A 16,905-nucleotide genomic window follows, 5' to 3' on the forward strand; every position below is an offset into this window, starting at 1 on the left:
CGGTCTCCTCAGGAGTCGCTCGTCGCACCGGAACGGCTGCGGGCGACGATCGACGATGCGGCGAAGTTGACGACGAGGGTCATCAGGAAGAGCGCGAGACCGGCGGCCATCAGCGCCGACATGCCGAGGTCGCTCGCCTCGCCGTAGCGCAGGGCGATCAGCGAGGAGACCGAGCTCGTGCCGTTCTGCAGGATGTGCGGCTGGATCACGAAGATCGGCGAGATGATCAGGTAGACGGCGATGGTCTCGCCGAGCGCCCGGCCCAGGCCCAGCATGGTGCCGCCGATCATGCCGCCCTTGCCGAAGGGCAGGACGACGCTGCGGATCATGCCCCAGCGGTTCGCGCCGAGCGCGAACGCCCCTTCCCGCTCACCGACGGGAGCCTGCGAGAACACCTCCCGCATCACCGAGCAGATGATCGGCGCGACCATCAGGGACACGACCATGCCCGCGATGAAGGTGGAGGAGGTGTAGACCGTCGCGGTGGCGAGCGGGTCGTCCGGATCGGCACCGTCGACCTTGAAGAGCGGGATCCACCCGAGGTACGTGGAGATCCAGCGCGACACGGTGACCACGTGTCCCTGGAAGAAGAACAGCCCCCACAGGCCGTAGACCACCGACGGCACGGCGGCCATCAGGTCGACGACGCTGATGAGTGTCTGACGCATCCGCGGCGGCGCGTACTCGGAGATGTAGAGCGCGGTGCCGAGGGCCAGCGGCACCGCGAACACGATGGCGACCAGGGCGATCAGGATCGTGCCGACGAGCACCGCAGCGATGCCGAAGTTGTGGGCCTCGGGCTCCCACGCCTCGGTGGTGACGAAGTCCCACTTCGCATCCGACAGCGCCTGCCAGGCCCGGTACGTCAGAAAGCCCCCGACGAGCAGCATGATCGCGAGCACCAGGCCGCCGCCGCCGCGCAGGATTCCCCTGAACACGCGGTCGGGCACGCCCTGATCGGCGTACAGGCGTCTGGGAGGGTCGTCCCCGGGCGCCACAGGTCTCTCATATGTTCGCGTCGTCACATGAGTCGACGCTCCTGACGCGTGATGGACGCCCGCGCACGTGAACGTGAACGAGACAACCCCGAGAGGCAACTTCCGGGATTGACGTGAACGCGGCGACAAGAGAGCGCCAATGCGGCAAGAGAGCAGCAGGCGACAGGGGAACGCCAAGGGGCCGGGGCCCACCGGTGCGGTGGGCCCCGGCCCCTGGCCTGCGGCGCCGAGCCTTCAATGCGACGTACTCAGTCCACTCAGTCCAGGTCGTCCCACGGGATCAGTCCCCCCGACCCGAGTTCAGACAGGAGTGCCCGGAACCTGTCATAGGCGGCCTGGCACGTCGAGTGCCGTTCATAGGCACGCGAGGACACGGCCACGGCGCCGCCGCTGCGATCGCGGAGCCGCCAGACCCAGCCATTGCCTTCGGACGTGTGATGCACACCGCCCGGTAATTCCCCGACATCGGCACACAGCTGCTCGAACGCGGTACGGCACTCGCCGTAGCTCCTGTACGTCATCGCCGCCACGGCGATCACCCGCCCGTTCGTGGCGGTGAGTCGCCACAGGTAACTGCCGTCCGCGCCTATGTCTATCTGGCAGCGCGTGCCGGGTACGGCCGCGCCCCCCTGTCTTGCTGCCATCCATCCCCACCCCTGTGTTCCCGCCTTCAGGAAGGCCGCATGAGCCGAAGATGGTTCATCGTTCACGCGGCACACGCAGAGTAGTGAGGCGGGAGTGAAACACGATCGCCATCTTTAAGCGCCCTCGACATGCTTCATGTGAAAGTTGCCCCTCGTTCACGCAATCGGCGAATGGACAACCTGGGGACTGTGCGGGGCCCCGCTGACCGCGGTACGCGTAGGTGGTCGCCAGGTCCGCTGAAATTCGAGTCGAATTTCCCCTTCGGTTTTCCATGGAATCGACGCAGCAGATATTCACCCGAAGCTCCTTTTCCGGGAAATCGGCGACCCCGATCACTTTCGCGCGAAAAACGTTCCTAAATCTCCACAGGATGAGTACGCTGCACACCAATTCGGGCCTGCCGGCAGGGAATTGGCAGGTCGTGGCATTCAACTTGGGGAATTCGAATGCGCTTTTACTCTGCTGTCGCCACCGCGTGCGGCGTCGTTGCTCTGTCCGCCCTCACCGTCCCGGCCGCGCACGCGGACGAGAAGTTCGGCGACACCGAGATCACCGGCGTGGTCGTCAACGGGGGCGACCCCGTCGTCGTCGGCACCACCGAGAGAACCGTCACCGTCGAGGTCACCGCGACCGACCCGTCCGGCCTCTCGGAGATCAACGCCACGCTGTACCACGGCGCGTACGGCGCCCAGGACGCCACCGTGCCCTCGGCGGCGGCCTGCGGTCCGACGGCCGACGCCACCACCACCTGCACCCTGACCTTCGTTCTCAAGCCCGGCACCACGCCGGCCAACGACTCCCTTGCCGGCACCTGGAGTGTCAGCGCCTACGCGGTCTCCGCCGACATCGACGCCCACTTCCTGGACAGCGCGGCGACCTTCGCCGTGCAGCGCGACACCCGGGTGACCGCCGACGCCACCCCCGAGCCGGTGAGGTGGGGCAAGGTCCTCACCGTCACGGGCAGCGTGCAGAACGCCGCCTGGGCGACCGGCACCTATGCCGCCGCCGAGGCCGGCCGGCCCGTGGCCCTGCAGTTCCGCAAGAAGGGCTGCACCGAATACACCACCGTCAAGACCGTCCCGACCTCCGCCGACGGCACCGTCTCCACCACCGTTCGGGCATACGCCGACGGCGACTACCGCTGGTCCTACGCCGGCACGGCCACCACCGCGGCCGCGGTCTCGGAAGCCGACTACGTCGACGTCGTCTGACCGTTCCCGTTCCACGAACTGATCGGGCATGAACCCTGGCGGCGGGGCTCATGCCCAGGCGAACCGTCCCACGGTGCCGGGCGTTCCGGTCCTTGCCCCACACCCGGGGACAGCCGGTCGGGCCCGGAGGCTCCGTTGCCCCTACACATGGCTCCGGTGAGCACGGGCAGGGCGCGGGGCCGTACGTCGCCGGACCGGGGGCCCCTGGGTGCGTCGCCGGACCGGGACCCCGGCACCCCGGCCCATCACCGGATCAGAGGTCCCTGCGCCCGGCCGGGGTCCCAGACCCCGCAGCCGGACCGGGGTGCCGGGGCCCCGGAACTGGAAGAGATGCGACCCGCAGCCGCCCACCGGCGCAAGGGGACGTGCCGGAACGTCCGCCCGCAGCGGCTGGCGCGTCAACACCGCCACCCTCTTGAGCAACCCATTCCGCGCCAGACCGAGGACGGATGCTCCGGTACGGCCCCGACCCACCCACCCGGCACAAGGCGCCACAACTCACCCGATCGCCAGCAAAACCACCAGCAACACAGCCCCGGCAACAGCAGGCCCCACCACCTCGTACGCCCACCGCACCGTCACCTCGCCCTGCGCGCTCTCCGCCTTGCCCCGCGTCTCCCGCAGCTCGCGCAGTTCGTCCATGATCCGGTCGGCCTCCGCACGCACCGGCCCGGCCGGTCGGGATGCCGGACCGCCGGCGCCTCCGCCGAGGCCACCGAAGCCCCCCAGCCCACCACCGCCGCCCCGCCGCTTCCCGGACGCGTCGGCGGCCTGCCGCGCCTCACGCTGGGCCGCCTTCTTGCGTCCGCGCAAGGACACCGGCACCGCCCACAGCTGGAACTTCCGGCCCGACTGGTCGACCGCCTCGTTGGAGTAACCGGAGCGCAGCCCGGCGACCTGCCCCCAGGGCAGCACGATGAGGCGGAGCGGGTTGCGGATGGCCAGCCGGTCGGCGTTGGCGTAGACGGCCGGGCGCAGGGTGAACGCGACGATCAGCGGCACGACGAGGAGCATCGCGGCGAGCGCCAGCCAGGGGGTGCGGTCCTCGCCGGAGACCAGCGCGTCGATGCCGAGCCAGCCCACGAGGGCCAGCAGCAGTGCGCCGCCCACCATGCCGGCGGGCGACCGGTAGATCCGGTCCTTCGACTCGGGTCGCGAGGCGTCCGGCGTGGGTGACTGATGATCCGGGGTCGTCATGGCCCCGATTCTGCCCGACGCCCGGACCGGCGCTCATGCGCGGTGGGCCCCCGCGGGCCGCCACCCTTGCCGCCTCTCGACGACCACCCGGAGTTACCCGGGAGATGCCTGAGGGGTTGTACAGCCGCTACGCGCGTAGATATGCTCGGCTTGTGACCATGCCCACCACTGCACCCTCCCCCACTGCCGAAAGCGTGGGTGGTGCCCCCACAAACGCACTCGGCGCCGTAACCGCGTCCGACAGCACGCTGCGCCGCTTCCTCCACGGGCTCCCCGGCGTGGACGCGGTAGGCCTGGAGGCGCGCGCCGCCTCGCTAGGCACCCGTTCCATCAAGACCACGGCCAAGGCGTACGCGATCGACCTCGCCATCTCGATGGTCGACCTGACGACGCTGGAAGGCGCGGACACCCCGGGCAAGGTCCGGGCGCTCGGCGCCAAGGCGGTCCACCCGGACCCGACGGACCGTACGGCACCCGGCACCGCCGCCGTCTGCGTCTACCCCGACATGGTGGCCACCGCCAAGGAAGCCGTCGCGGGCTCCGACGTGAAGGTCGCCTCCGTCGCGACCGCCTTCCCGGCCGGCCGAGCCGCCCTCGACGTCAAGCTGGCCGATGTGCGGGACGCCATCGCCGCGGGCGCCGACGAGATCGACATGGTCATCGACCGCGGGGCGTTCCTCGCGGGCAAGTACCTGAAGGTGTACGACGAGATCACCGCCGTGAAGGAGACCTGCGGGACCAGCGCCCGCCTCAAGGTCATCTTCGAGACCGGCGAACTGTCGACGTACGACAACATCCGCCGCGCCAGCTGGCTCGGCATGCTCGCCGGCGCCGACTTCATCAAGACCTCCACCGGCAAGGTGGCCGTGAACGCGACCCCGGCGAACACGCTGCTCATGCTGGAAGCCGTACGAGACTTCCGCGCCCAGACGGGCGTGCAGATCGGCGTGAAGCCCGCCGGCGGCATCCGCACGACCAAGGACGCCATCAAGTTCCTGGTGCTGGTCAACGAGACCGCGGGCGAGGACTGGCTGGACAACCACTGGTTCCGCTTCGGCGCGTCCTCGCTCCTGAACGACCTGCTGATGCAGCGTCAGAAGCTGGCCACCGGCCGCTACTCCGGCCCCGACTACGTGACGGTGGACTGATCACCATGGCATCCGCATTCGAGTACGCACCGGCGCCCGAGTCCCGCTCGGTCGTCGACATCGCACCTTCCTACGGCCTCTTCATCGACGGAGAGTTCACCGAGGCGGCCGACGGCAAGGTCTTCAAGACGGTCAGCCCGTCCACCGAAGAGGTCCTCTCCGAGATCGCCCAGGCGGGCGAGGCGGACGTCGACCGCGCCGTGAAGGCGGCCCGCAAGGCCTTCGAGAAGTGGTCGGCCCTGCCCGGCTCCGAGCGCGCCAAGTACCTGTTCCGCATCGCCCGGATCATCCAGGAACGCTCCCGCGAGCTCGCCGTCCTCGAAACCCTCGACAACGGCAAGCCGATCAAGGAAACGCGCGACGCGGACCTCCCCCTGGTAGCGGCGCACTTCTTCTACTACGCGGGCTGGGCAGACAAGCTCGACCACGCGGGCTTCGGCGCGAACCCCCGGCCCCTCGGCGTCGCGGGCCAGGTCATCCCCTGGAACTTCCCCCTCCTGATGCTGGCGTGGAAGATCGCCCCGGCGCTGGCGACCGGCAACACGGTCGTCCTGAAGCCCGCCGAGACGACTCCCCTCTCCGCGCTGTTCTTCGCGGACATCTGCCGCCAGGCGGGCCTCCCCAAGGGCGTCGTCAACATCCTCCCCGGGTACGGCGACACGGGCGCGGCCCTCGTCGAGCACCCGGACGTGAACAAGGTGGCCTTCACGGGCTCCACCGCCGTGGGCAAGGCGATCGCCCGCCAGATCGCGGGCACCAACAAGAAGGTCACCCTCGAACTCGGCGGCAAGGGCGCGAACATCGTCTTCGACGACGCCCCCATCGACCAGGCCGTAGAGGGCATCGTCAGCGGCATCTTCTTCAACCAGGGCCAGGTCTGCTGCGCGGGCAGCCGACTCCTCGTACAGGAGTCGATCCAGGACGAGTTGCTGGACTCGCTCAAACGCCGCCTCTCGACGCTCCGCCTCGGCGACCCTCTCGACAAGAACACGGACATCGGCGCGATCAACTCCGCCGAGCAGCTGTCCCGCATCACCACGCTCGTCGAGCAGGGCGAGGCCGAGGGCGCCGAGCGCTGGTCCGCCCCCTGCGAACTCCCCTCCTCCGGCTACTGGTTCGCCCCGACGCTCTTCACGAACGTCACCCAGGCGCACACCATCGCCCGCGACGAGATCTTCGGCCCGGTCCTGTCCGTCCTCAGCTTCCGCACCCCGGACGAGGCGGTCGCCAAGGCCAACAACTCCCAGTACGGCCTCTCCGCCGGCATCTGGACGGAGAAGGGCTCCCGCATCCTCGCGGTCGCGGGCAAGCTCCGCGCGGGCGTCATCTGGTCCAACACGTTCAACAAGTTCGACCCGACGTCGCCGTTCGGCGGCTACAAGGAGTCGGGCTTCGGCCGCGAGGGCGGCCGCCACGGCCTGGAGGCGTACCTCGATGTCTGAGAAGTCGGAGAAGTCCGAGCAGAACCGTCTGAGCGTCTTCAAGACCTACAAGCTGTACGTGGGGGGCAAGTTCCCCCGCAGCGAGAGCGGCCGGGTGTACGAAGTGACGGACTCGAAGGGCAAGTGGCTGGCCAACGCCCCGCTCTCCTCCCGCAAGGACGCGAGGGACGCGGTGGTCGCCGCCCGCAAGGCGTTCGGCGGCTGGTCCGGCGCGACGGCGTACAACCGCGGCCAGGTCCTCTACCGCGTCGCGGAGATGCTGGAGGGCCGCAAGGACCAGTTCGTACGCGAGGTGGCCGACTCGGAGGGGCTCTCGAAGTCCAAGGCCGCGGCGGTCGTCGACGCGGCCATCGACCGCTGGGTCTGGTACGCGGGCTGGACCGACAAGATCGCCCAGGTGATCGGCGGCGCCAACCCGGTGGCGGGCCCGTACTTCAACCTCTCCACCCCGGAGCCCACCGGCGTGGTCACCGTCCTGGCCCCCCAGGAGTCCTCGTTCCTGGGCCTGGTCTCGGTGATCGCCCCGGTGATCGCGACGGGCAACACGGTAATCGTGATCGCGAGCGAGAAGTCCCCGCTCCCGGCGCTGTCGCTTGGCGAGGTCCTGGCGACGTCCGACCTGCCCGGCGGCGTCGTCAACGTCCTCTCCGGCAGGACGGCGGAGATCGCCGCACCGCTCGCCGCACACCAGGACGTCAACGCGATCGACCTCGCGGGCGCGGACGACGTACTCGCGAAGGAGCTGGAGATCGCAGCCGCGGACAACCTGAAGCGAGTTCTCCGTCCACAGGCTGTGGATTACTCCGAGACGCCCGGCATCGAGCGCCTCACCGCCTTCCTGGAGACGAAGACGGTCTGGCACCCGACGGGCGCGCTCGGCGCCTCCGGATCGTCGTACTAGAAGCGACTAGAAGCGAGGGCGTACGAGGATCTCGGCGCCCTCTGCCGACTCGGGACCCCGATCCGTGTCCCCGGGGTCCCGTTCACGAGAGAGCCGCGCCTCCCCTCCGTCCAGGGGAAGCGCGGCTCTCTTCTCGTTCAGCGCAGCAGCCCTGCCGCCTGCCCGAGCACCGGGATGCTGCCCACCGACGGCGCCTGCGCCAGCGGCCCCGTCAGTGCCTGCGAGGACAGCGGCTTGAAGTCGGCCAGCTGCGTGGCGACCCCGTTGTCGAGGGGATCGACCCCGGTGCCCGCCAGCGGGTTGGGCTTGAGCCCCGCGACCGGCCCTGTGACGTACCCGACCGTGCCGGTCAGGGCGCCCAGACCCGCCTGCGGGTCGATGTTGCCGATCGAGGTGGGCCGGGTGCGCACGACGTCCACGACGGGGTCCGCGTCCGCGACGGCCGGGGCGGCGACGGCCGCACCGGCAGCAACGACCACGCCGGCCGCGGTGGCGATCCGCGCGGTCCTGCGCGCCATGGTGGTCAGCTGGTCTGCGTGTCGCGCCATCACATTTCCTATTCGGAGAGCAACTTGATTGACACGCAGAGTAGTTGACTCGGGTCCTCTTCCGGGCGGTCCCGGCGGCTGATTCCCCTGTGCGGCCCAACAGGCATATCAGCGCCAACCGTGGTCGAGGCCGTCGGCAAGGGCGTGACGGAGCCCTCGCCCCACTGACCGGAACAAGGGTCCCGCGGCAGGGATAATGTCCTGGACGTTGCCGGCAGGCGGCGAGGCCAGGTCGAGTCAGAGAAGGAACTGAGAATTGGGTTCCCATCCCCCGATACCCACCCGCGTGGTGCTGCTCTGCGGCCCCTCCGGCTCTGGGAAGTCCCTTCTCGCGGCCGACTCCGGCCTCCCCGTGCTCCGCCTCGACGACTTCTACAAGGAGGGCACGGACCCGACGCTGCCCCAGGTGGAGGGCAGCGCGGACATCGACTGGGACCATCCGCTGTCCTGGGACGCGGACACCGCGGTCACCGCGATCGAGGAGCTGTGCCGCACGGGTCGTACGACCATCCCCGTGTACGACATCGCGCTGAGCGCCCGTACGGGCACGGAGGCGCTGCACATCGAGCGGACTCCGCTGTTCATCGCGGAGGGCATCTTCGCCGCCGAGATCGTCGGGCGCTGCCGCGAACTGGGTGTGCTGGCGGACGCGTTGTGCCTGTCGCGCGGCCCGGTGACGACGTTCCGCCGCCGCTTCCTGCGGGATCTCAAGGAGGGCCGCAAGTCGGTCCCGTTCCTGCTGCGCCGCGGCTGGCGCCTGATGCGCGCCGAGCGCTCCATCGTGGCCCGCCAGACCGCCCTTGGCGCGCACCCCTGCGACAAGGACGAGGCCCTCGGCCGCCTGACCGCGGCGGCGGCCGGCCGCTGCTCGACGCCGCGCCCGGCAACGGCGTAGCGCCCCGGACGTACGCACACAACGAAAAGAGGCCCAGGCGGACCCCCCAGTCCGCCTGGACCTTTCTCGTTTCCCCCGTGCTCCCACGTGGTCCCCCGACCCCGTGGTGGGTCCCCCGACCCGTTGGTTCCCCCCGGAACCGCTCCCCCGTGTTACCTGTTTCCCTTTACTTCCCCCCAGACCTTCAGGCGACAAGCTCCCCGAAGGACTCCTCCTCGTCACGTCCGAAGCTGAGGACCTCGTCCTCACGCATCCGGCGGAGCGACCGCCAGATGCTCGACTTCACCGTGCCGACACTGATGTCGAGGATCTCCGCGATCTCCGGGTCCGTGCGGCCCTCGTAGTAACGAAGGACCAGCATGGTGCGCTGGAGTTCGGGCAGCCGGGCGAGCGCCTGCCACAGCACGGCGCGCAGCTCGGTGCCGCGCATCGCGTCCGTGTCACCGGCGGTCTCCGGCAGTTCCTCGGTCGGGTACTCGTTCAGCTTGCGGCGGCGCCACGCGCTGATGTGCAGATTGGTCATGGTGCGGCGGAGATAGCCCCCGACCGCGGCCTTGTCGCTGATCCGGTCCCAGGCCTTGTACGTCGAGAACAGCGCGCTCTGCAGCAGGTCCTCGGCCTCGAAGCGGTCACCGGTCAGGTGGTAGGCGGTTGCGTACAGGGAGGCCCGGCGCTCCTGGACGTAGGCGGTGAACTCCGCCTCCGACACCGAGCGCCGTTCCCCCGTGCCCTCCCCGTACGCGGCTCCCCCGTGAGCCTGTCCCCCCGCGTCAACCACCGTCATGTACCCGGTGTGCTGACGCCCGGTGCCGCGAGCGCACCCCCGCCCGCTCACGGCACCGGACTTCTCCGTGTTCCGGGAGACTGTGACGTCGTGCAGACGCGTGACTACTGCGCTAGTGCTGGTGCTGTGCAGCGTGTTCATCTCGCGCCCCCCGTCGTGGAATCCCGGTTCTTCGGTTCGTTCCGCCGTGCTGTCTTGCCTTGTGTCGAGAAGCTTGCCCGGGCCACTTCATGGCGGTGTCCGCCGACTGTCACAGACCTGTCACAGGGCCCGCCCGCAGGCACGTCACGGCAGGGTCACAGCGTGATCACAGAGAAGAGCGGTACGACTACTCGGATGACCACTTGGGGGCTCGCGCGGGGCCTCCGCGTGTGCCGGAGATGAGTGGGAGCGCTCCAACGGTCGATACACCACCGTTCGATGGGCCAGAATGACGTCCGTGCCTTCCCTGTTGCTGATCGAAGACGACGACGCCATTCGTACGGCCCTGGAGCTGTCGCTGACGCGCCAGGGGCACCGTGTGGCCACAGCTGCCACCGGCGAGGACGGTCTGAAGCTGCTGCGTGAGCAGCGGCCCGACCTGATCGTGCTGGACGTCATGCTGCCCGGCATCGACGGATTCGAGGTGTGCCGGCGCATCCGGCGCACCGACCAGCTGCCGATCATCCTGCTGACCGCGCGCAGCGACGACATCGACGTGGTGGTGGGCCTGGAGTCCGGCGCCGACGACTATGTGGTCAAGCCTGTGCAGGGGCGGGTGCTCGACGCCCGGATCCGGGCCGTGCTGCGGCGTGGTGAACGCGAGGCGAACGACTCGGCGTCCTTCGGCTCCCTCGTCATCGACCGCGCCGCCATGACGGTCACCAAGAACGGCGAGGACCTGCAACTGACGCCCACCGAGCTGCGGTTGCTCCTGGAGCTGAGCCGCAGGCCCGGACAGGCGCTGTCCCGCCAGCAGTTGCTGCGCCTGGTCTGGGAGCACGACTACCTCGGCGACTCGCGTCTGGTGGACGCCTGTGTGCAGCGGCTGCGCGCGAAGGTGGAGGACGTACCCTCCTCCCCCACCCTCATCCGCACGGTGCGCGGAGTCGGCTACCGGCTGGACAATCCTCAGTGACCAAACCGCAGGACAAGCTCCGCGGCTGGGCGGCGGCGCGCAAGGCGATACTGTCCGGCCTGCGCTTCACCAGTCTGCGGCTGCGCCTGGTGGTGGTGTTCGGGCTCGTCGCGCTCACGGCCGCCGTGTCGGCGTCGGGCATCGCGTACTGGCTCAACCGCGAGGCCGTCCTGACGCGTACGCAGGACGCGGTGCTGCGCGACTTCCAGCAGGAGATGAACAACCGCGCGAGCATGCTGCCGGTGCACCCCGCTCAGGACGAACTCCAGCGCACGGCAGGGCAGATGTCGGCGAGCAGCCAGCGCTTCAGCGTGCTCCTGGTCGCCGAGGCCGCGGACGGCAAGCAGATCACCGGTAACTCCGCCCTGGACACCTTCACGCTGGAGGACGTACCCAAGTCCCTCCAGACGGCGGTGAACAAGAAGCAGCCGCTCTCCTCGAACAACAAGTCCGCGTACCACCTGTACTGGCAGCGGGTCACCGACGACGACAAGCCGTACCTCGTGGGCGGTGCGAAGGTGATCGGCGGCAGCACGACCGGCTACATGCTCAAGTCCCTCGAACCCGAGGCGAAGGATCTCAACTCCCTTGCCTGGTCCCTGGGTATCGCGACCGGTCTGGCCCTGATCGGTTCCGCGCTGCTGGCCCAGGCCGCCGCGACCACGGTCCTCAAGCCGGTGCACCGCCTCGGTATCGCCGCCCGCCGCCTCGGCGAGGGCAAACTCGACACCCGCCTGCGGGTGTCCGGCACGGACGAACTCGCCGACCTCTCCCGTACGTTCAACCACACGGCCGAGGCCCTCGAGAAACGCGTCGCCGACATGAGCTCCCGTGACGAGGCCTCCCGCCGCTTCGTGGCGGACATGTCCCACGAGCTCCGTACGCCCCTCACCGCGATCACCGCCGTCACGGAGATCCTGGAAGAGGAACTGGACGCGGAGACCGGCAGCGTCGACCCGATGATCGAACCGGCCGTACGGCTCGTCGTCAGCGAGACCCGCAGGCTGAACGACCTCGTGGAGAACCTCATGGAGGTCACCCGCTTCGACGCGGGTACCGCCCGGCTCGTCCTGGACGACGTGGACATTGCCGACCAGATCACCGCGTGCATCGACGCGCGCGCCTGGCTGGACGCGGTGGACCTGGACGCCGAGCGGGGTGTCATGGTGCGCCTGGATCCGCGGCGCCTGGACGTGATCCTGGCGAACCTGATCGGCAACGCGCTCAAGCACGGCGGCTCGCCGGTACGGGTCTCGGTGCGCAAGGAGGCCGACGCGCTGCTGATCGAGGTCCAGGACCACGGTCCGGGCATCCCCGAGGACGTACTGCCGCACGTCTTCGACCGCTTCTACAAAGCGAGCGCCTCCCGCCCCCGCTCCGAGGGCAGCGGCCTGGGCCTGTCCATCGCCCTGGAGAACGCGCACATCCACGGCGGCGAGATCACCGCGGCGAACGCGCCCAAGGGCGGCGCCGTCTTCACGCTCCGCCTCCCGCAGGACGCGCCGGTGCTGCTCGCCGACGACCCGCGCGACCGGAACGGCGACGACGGCGACGAGAACGGGAACGGCACGGAGGCGACCGCCGGATGACGACCGTAAGACGCCGCTCCGTCCGCTCCTGGGCGGCCGTCGGCCTGCTGGCCGCGCTGCTCGCGGGCTGCGGCATCCGCTCCACCCAGGTACCCACGGACTTCGGCCCCGCGCCCTCCCTGGTCCCCTGTGCCCTGTCCGGCGACATCTCCACACAGACCTCCGGGGGCGTCCCGGTCCAGGTCTTCCTGCTCTGCTCCGCTCAGCTCGTCACGGTCGACAGGGCCGTCACCATCCCGGCCGGCACGGAGGAGGCCGCGCGGCGCGTCCTGGTGGCCCAGGGGCTGCTCGACGAGCTCGCCGAGACGCCGTCCACGGCCGAGCGGCAGGCCGGTTACGCCACGGACGTACGCGGCGGCATGACGGTGAGCGGTCCGCACCCCAAGGACCCCGAGGACGCCCTCCGGCTGAGCACCCCGCCGAGCGACCTCACCCGCTTCGCCCTCGCCCAGATCGTCTGCACCTTCGCCGACTCCGCCGCCGCCCAGGACGACGGCTCCGTCATCCTCGGCGGCCCAGCCACCGGCCCCCTCAACCGCTACGAGTGCACACCCGAGGTCCGCTCCAGCCCGGGCACGGAGTCCCTGTCTTCGACAGCCGTCGAGGGCACCTGAGGATTAGGGCCTGTCCGGCGGATCAGGCCGGAGACGCGGGGCGTGGCACGCCAATCTGCGGCGTTGTCGTCGGTTGCCGACTCCCCCACTCTCGGCTTCGCTCGAGCGGGGGGACCCCCATCGCGTCGTCGCCCTCCTCCGCCTTGCAGCTCGACGCACCACGCCCCGCTCACCTGCGTCAAATGAGGCACCGCCGATTTCCTCCGACCTGACCCGCCGGACAGGCCCTAGCCCGCTCCACTCGTACAGCTGTACGCGTGGAGCGTGTCGTGTGGCGCATGCCTCACCCCTCAGCCCCAACCTCCCCACCAACCCGGAACCGATCGCGCCGAACCCCGCGTCTTGGGGAACGTGCAGCGTGAAGGCTCAGGCGGCGGCAGTGCCGCGATCCGTGTCCGTGTGGCAGGAGGTGTCCTCCTCCTCGCGCACCTCGCCCTCGTCGCCTGGATCACCCTGCGCCCCCTGGACGTCCCCTGGGTGAGCGCCGCCAACCTGCGGCCCTTCGCCGGTATCAGGGCGGATCTCGCGCTGGGACCCCGGGAAGCGGCCCGCCGCATCGGCGAGGGCCTGGTCCTGCTGGCCCCGCTGGGCGTCCTGCTCCCGATGGCGGGCGGCAGGCTCGCCGCCTCCCCGCTCGGCTCCCTCGTCCGTACGATCGCCGCGGGCGCCCTGCTCTCGCTGGGCATCGAGCTGCTGCAGACCGGTGTCCCCGGCCAGGTGGTGGACGTCGACTCGCTGCTGCTCAACACCGTCGGTGTCGCCCTGGCCCACCTCGCGATCGTGCCCGCCACCCGGGCCGGGTTCCGCCGCCGGGCGGAGAAGCGACGACGCGCCGCCCTCCGCCCGGAGGACGCGGCTCAGGGTCGGACCCCGACGATTCCCAGGGTCGGGATCGCACCGTAGAGCGACGCTTCGCCCGCTTCGTCTCCGTAGCTTTGAAGGCACAGAGACACGGTCACCGAGGCGAACAAGTCGCCTGACCGACGGTTCGCGAAGGAGCCCCGAATGAGCGCCATTGCCCGCCCGACCAACGGCCGCATGATCGGCGGAGTGTGCGCAGCGCTGGCACAGCGCTTCGGCACCTCCGCGACCACGATGCGCGTGATCTTCGTCCTGTCGTGTCTGCTCCCGGGCCCGCAGTTCCTGCTCTACATAGCGCTGTGGATCCTGTTCCCCTCGGAGGACAAGGCCCGCACCACGGCCTGGTGACCACGGCCGCACGACGGAACGCCGGTGGGGCGCACCCAAGTCGGGTGCGCCCCACCGGCGTTCGTCCGTGCAAGCTGCCTCAGCCGAGCGGCAGACCGTTCACCGGCAGTCCGTGGGTGGGCAGGCCCTGCACCGGCAGACCGCCGAGCAGACCGGCCACCGGAGCGGTCGGGCCGTCGGCGAGCACCTTCGCCACGGCGGGCTGAGCCGCGGCCACGCCCGCGCCGAGCGCGCCCTGCCCCTGGGCGATCGCCTCGCCCGCACCGGGGAGCGCCTTGGTCACGTTCTCCGCGGGCAGCGTCGAGGTGACCGTGTCCAGCGCCGAGGAGGCGTCCGGCACGGCCGGCGCGGCATTCGCGGCACCCGCGCCGGCGGCGGCGAAGGCGGCACCGAGAGCGGCGACACCGAGGGTCTTGGCAGCAGACTGCTTCATTTTGAATGCGTCCTTGGATACGTGAGACGGGGATGTGAGCGGTCCAAGACCGTAAACACGTAAAGCGGCCCTCTGCAAACATCGAAAAGCGGCCGAGTCATGGAGAACAAGTGAAGACCCGACCGCTTCCCGCCACGCCCAATCAGCCCTCATCCTCCACAGAACCGCTGGTGGAAGCGGTCTGCTCGAACAGCCAGGCGGACTTCAGCTCGGCATAACCAGGCTTGATCACGTCATTGATCATGGCCAGTCGTTCATCGAAAGGAATGAATGCTGACTTCATAGCATTGACGGAGAACCATTGCATGTCGTCGAGCGAATAACCGAACGCCTCGACAAGGTGCTCGAATTCCCGGCTCATGCTGGTACCGGACATGAGCCGATTATCCGTATTCACCGTGGCCCGGAAATGCAGCCGCCTGAGCAGCCCGATCGGGTGGGCGGCGTACGAGTCGGCGGCACCGGTCTGCAGGTTGGAGCTGGGGCACAGCTCCAGGGGGATGCGCTTGTCGCGTACATAGGAGGCGAGCCGTCCGAGCTGCACGGAGCCGTCCTCGTGGACCTTGATGTCGTCGATGATCCGCACCCCGTGCCCGAGCCGGTCGGCGCCGCACCACTGCAGCGCCTGCCAGATCGAGGGCAGCCCGAAGGCCTCTCCGGCGTGGATGGTGAAGTGGTTGTTCTCGCGCTTGAGGTACTCGAACGCGTCGAGGTGCCGGGTGGGCGGGAACCCGGCCTCGGCGCCTGCGATGTCGAAGCCGACGACACCCAGATCCCGGTAGCGGTTGGCGAGTTCGGCGATCTCCAGGGCGCGGGCGGCGTGCCGCATGGCGGTGAGCAGGGCGCCGACGCGGATGCGGTGGCCGTTCTCGCGGGCCAGCCGCTCGCCTTCCCGGAAGCCCTCGTTGACCGCCTCGACGACCTCTTCGAGGCTGAGCCCGCCCTCCAGGTGCTGCTCGGGCGCGTAGCGCACCTCGGCGTACACGACGCCGTCCTCGGCGAGGTCCTCGGCGCACTCGGCCGCGACCCGGACGAGCGCGTCGCGGGTCTGCATGACGGCGCAGGTGTGGGCGAAGGTCTCCAGGTACCGCTCGAGGGAACCGGAGTCGGCGGCTTCGCGGAACCAGATGCCGAGCTTGTCGGGGTCGGTCTCGGGGAGACCTGAATAGCCCGTGTCACGGGCTAGTTCGACGATCGTCCCGGGGCGCAGGCCCCCGTCGAGATGATCGTGCAGCAGGACCTTGGGCGCCCGGCGGATCTGCTCCGAGCTCGGGGTGTTCGGGATCTGGCTCGTCATTTTCGCACTCTAGTCCCTACGCGCGTAGATCTCCTGTCGGGCAGATCCGTCGATACGTAACGGTGACCCTGCGGACGGGTGGCGTACACCGCCGCTTCTGAGACTGTTCTGTCATGGCACACCAAGCGACGCCGGTTCGCAGAGCCCGGCTGGGGAGGGCGCTCGGCTCGGAGCCGACGGCGGTCAGCGGGGTCGTCCTGCTGCTCCCGGGTGGCGAGGAGATCTCCGCCCGCAGACCGTCCTCGATGCTGGCGGCCGCCTCCCTCCACACCCTGGGGCGCCGACTGACCCGCGCGGGACGCACGGAGGGCCTGGTCACGCATGTGGTGCACTACCGGGTCCGGGGCTGGAACGGCCCCGAGGCGGAGCTGGCGGCCGACGCGTCCTGGGCCGCCGACGAGGTCGTACGCCGTTACGGAGACGTCCCCGTGTGCCTGGCCGGCGTCGACATGGGAGGCCGCGCGGCGCTGCACGCGGGCGGCCACAGCGCCGTCAACTCCGTTCTCGCGCTTGCCCCTTGGCTGCCCGAGGAGGACGTGGCGGCACCACCCGAACCGGTGAAACAGCTGGCCGGGCGCCGGGTGCTGATCGTGCACGGCACGAACGACGAGCGCACCGACCCGGAACTGTCCTTCCGTCTGGCGGCGCGCGCGAAGAAGGCCAACCGCGACATCTGCCGCTTCGAGGTCCACTCCGACGGGCACGCGCTGCAGCAGCACCGGAGTGAAGTCCTTGCTCTCGCCGAGGACTTCGTCCTGGGCGCGCTGTTCGGGCGCTCCTTCTCGCGCCCGGTCGAGGACGCGTTCGCCGCGCCGCCGCCGCTGGGGCTGAGGATGCCGCTCGCGGCGGGCTTCGGGCAGTCGCTGCGGCGGTAGCC

At 69.8% G+C, this 16,905-nt stretch carries 18 protein-coding genes; 11 read left to right on the top strand and 7 right to left on the bottom strand.

What is annotated here, in order from left to right:
- Positions 1 to 8 precede the first annotated feature (8 nt).
- Both pstC and OG246_RS02915 read right to left on the bottom strand, forming a co-directional pair.
- Positions 9 to 950, bottom strand: a complete 942-nt coding sequence (gene pstC / locus OG246_RS02910) for a phosphate ABC transporter permease subunit PstC (RefSeq protein ID WP_266455347.1) — start codon at positions 948 to 950, stop codon at positions 9 to 11.
- A 305-nt stretch (positions 951 to 1,255) separates the two neighbouring features.
- Positions 1,256 to 1,642, bottom strand: coding sequence for a DUF1508 domain-containing protein (locus OG246_RS02915; RefSeq protein ID WP_266455350.1), 387 nt, complete (start codon positions 1,640 to 1,642; stop codon positions 1,256 to 1,258).
- A 447-nt stretch (positions 1,643 to 2,089) separates the two neighbouring features.
- Here OG246_RS02915 and OG246_RS02920 point away from each other — a divergent pair, with 447 nt between their 5' ends.
- Complete coding sequence (locus OG246_RS02920; protein WP_266455353.1) at positions 2,090 to 2,854, top strand: calcium-binding protein; 765 nt, start codon at positions 2,090 to 2,092, stop codon at positions 2,852 to 2,854.
- 498 nt (positions 2,855 to 3,352) lie between these two features.
- Here OG246_RS02920 and OG246_RS02925 read toward each other — a convergent pair whose 3' ends face one another.
- On the bottom strand, positions 3,353 to 4,051 hold the full coding sequence (locus tag OG246_RS02925; protein WP_266455355.1) for a PH domain-containing protein: 699 nt from the start codon (positions 4,049 to 4,051) through the stop codon (positions 3,353 to 3,355).
- A 158-nt stretch (positions 4,052 to 4,209) separates the two neighbouring features.
- On the opposite strand from OG246_RS02925, the gene deoC reads away from it, so the two are divergent.
- The 3 genes from deoC to OG246_RS02940 are packed head-to-tail and all read left to right on the top strand — an operon-like array spanning position 4,210 to position 7,542.
- Complete coding sequence (gene deoC / locus OG246_RS02930) at positions 4,210 to 5,199, top strand: deoxyribose-phosphate aldolase (RefSeq protein ID WP_266455358.1); 990 nt, start codon at positions 4,210 to 4,212, stop codon at positions 5,197 to 5,199.
- A 5-nt stretch (positions 5,200 to 5,204) separates the two neighbouring features.
- Positions 5,205 to 6,641, top strand: coding sequence for an aldehyde dehydrogenase family protein (locus OG246_RS02935; protein WP_266455361.1), 1,437 nt, complete (start codon positions 5,205 to 5,207; stop codon positions 6,639 to 6,641).
- Positions 6,634 to 7,542 (top strand): aldehyde dehydrogenase family protein, encoded by a 909-nt coding sequence (locus tag OG246_RS02940; RefSeq protein ID WP_266455364.1) that lies wholly within the window; start codon positions 6,634 to 6,636, stop codon positions 7,540 to 7,542. Before OG246_RS02935 ends, OG246_RS02940 begins: the two co-directional genes overlap by 8 nt.
- 137 nt (positions 7,543 to 7,679) lie before the next feature.
- On the opposite strand, the gene OG246_RS02945 is transcribed toward OG246_RS02940, so the two are convergent.
- Positions 7,680 to 8,090 carry a hypothetical protein gene (locus OG246_RS02945; protein ID WP_266455366.1) on the bottom strand — a complete coding sequence of 137 codons (411 nt, stop codon included), beginning with the start codon at positions 8,088 to 8,090 and terminating at the stop codon, positions 7,680 to 7,682.
- Positions 8,091 to 8,346: 256 nt separating this feature from the next.
- Between OG246_RS02945 and OG246_RS02950 the strand changes: the two genes are divergently transcribed.
- On the top strand, positions 8,347 to 8,985 hold the full coding sequence (locus tag OG246_RS02950) for a uridine kinase (protein ID WP_266455368.1): 639 nt from the start codon (positions 8,347 to 8,349) through the stop codon (positions 8,983 to 8,985).
- A 184-nt stretch (positions 8,986 to 9,169) separates the two neighbouring features.
- On the opposite strand, the gene OG246_RS02955 is transcribed toward OG246_RS02950, so the two are convergent.
- Positions 9,170 to 9,910, bottom strand: a complete 741-nt coding sequence (locus tag OG246_RS02955; protein WP_266455371.1) for a SigE family RNA polymerase sigma factor — start codon at positions 9,908 to 9,910, stop codon at positions 9,170 to 9,172.
- Between the two features lie 298 nt (positions 9,911 to 10,208).
- Between OG246_RS02955 and afsQ1 the strand changes: the two genes are divergently transcribed.
- From afsQ1 to OG246_RS02980, 5 genes are all read left to right on the top strand, one after another.
- Entirely contained in the window at positions 10,209 to 10,886 is a 678-nt protein-coding gene (gene afsQ1 / locus OG246_RS02960; protein ID WP_037625670.1) for a two-component system response regulator AfsQ1, read from the top strand.
- Entirely contained in the window at positions 10,883 to 12,475 is a 1,593-nt protein-coding gene (locus OG246_RS02965) for a HAMP domain-containing sensor histidine kinase (protein ID WP_266455377.1), read from the top strand. The genes afsQ1 and OG246_RS02965 overlap by 4 nt, the downstream gene beginning before the upstream one ends.
- A complete protein-coding gene (locus OG246_RS02970; RefSeq protein ID WP_266455380.1) occupies positions 12,472 to 13,089 on the top strand; it encodes a hypothetical protein in 618 nt (205 codons plus the stop codon). The genes OG246_RS02965 and OG246_RS02970 overlap by 4 nt, the downstream gene beginning before the upstream one ends.
- A 351-nt stretch (positions 13,090 to 13,440) precedes the next feature.
- Positions 13,441 to 13,992 (top strand): VanZ family protein, encoded by a 552-nt coding sequence (locus tag OG246_RS02975; protein ID WP_266455383.1) that lies wholly within the window; start codon positions 13,441 to 13,443, stop codon positions 13,990 to 13,992.
- Between the two features lie 102 nt (positions 13,993 to 14,094).
- Complete coding sequence (locus OG246_RS02980; protein ID WP_266455385.1) at positions 14,095 to 14,298, top strand: PspC domain-containing protein; 204 nt, start codon at positions 14,095 to 14,097, stop codon at positions 14,296 to 14,298.
- A 79-nt stretch (positions 14,299 to 14,377) separates the two neighbouring features.
- On the opposite strand, the gene OG246_RS02985 is transcribed toward OG246_RS02980, so the two are convergent.
- Both OG246_RS02985 and OG246_RS02990 read right to left on the bottom strand, forming a co-directional pair.
- Positions 14,378 to 14,731, bottom strand: coding sequence for an ATP-binding protein (locus tag OG246_RS02985; RefSeq protein WP_266455387.1), 354 nt, complete (start codon positions 14,729 to 14,731; stop codon positions 14,378 to 14,380).
- A gap of 142 nt (positions 14,732 to 14,873) precedes the next feature.
- Positions 14,874 to 16,028 (bottom strand): adenosine deaminase, encoded by a 1,155-nt coding sequence (locus OG246_RS02990; protein ID WP_266455388.1) that lies wholly within the window; start codon positions 16,026 to 16,028, stop codon positions 14,874 to 14,876.
- 113 nt (positions 16,029 to 16,141) lie between these two features.
- On the opposite strand from OG246_RS02990, the gene OG246_RS02995 reads away from it, so the two are divergent.
- Positions 16,142 to 16,903, top strand: a complete 762-nt coding sequence (locus OG246_RS02995) for an alpha/beta hydrolase (RefSeq protein ID WP_266455390.1) — start codon at positions 16,142 to 16,144, stop codon at positions 16,901 to 16,903.
- Positions 16,904 to 16,905: the final 2 nt, after the last annotated feature.

It is taken from the genome of Streptomyces sp. NBC_00620, from assembly GCF_026341825.1.
Classification (GTDB): Bacteria; Actinomycetota; Actinomycetes; order Streptomycetales; family Streptomycetaceae; genus Streptomyces.